The 264-nt window shown below is 41.3% G+C and carries 1 protein-coding gene; it reads left to right on the top strand.

From position 1 onward, the window contains the following. A partial coding sequence (locus P8629_RS12045) for a hypothetical protein (protein ID WP_278166350.1) occupies positions 1-264 on the top strand: 264 nt, incomplete at both ends.

Below are 264 nucleotides of genomic sequence, written 5' to 3'. Positions count from 1 at the left end.
AACCATTTTACGGTCAGTTAAAAATGTATGCATCGTTATTCGCGGGTGGTTCTGGATTGACACTAGATGACCTTGGTTTTCCGTCTGACAATCCATCGAGCGTTGAGGCTATCAAGGCAAGCCACGAGAACTTACGTGCATCTGCTAAAAAAGCGCAACGATCATTCGCAAGTGGATTTTTAAATGTTGCGTATATAGCAGTTTGTTTACGTGACAATCAACCATATGAACGCACAATGTTCATGAATACCAAAATCATTTGGG

Source organism: Hydrogenovibrio sp. 3SP14C1 (genome assembly GCF_029625905.1).
In the GTDB taxonomy this organism is placed as follows: Bacteria; Pseudomonadota; Gammaproteobacteria; order Thiomicrospirales; family Thiomicrospiraceae; genus Hydrogenovibrio.
The sequence above is the reverse complement of the archived record's forward strand: the minus strand, read 5'-3'. Positions and strand labels throughout refer to the sequence as shown.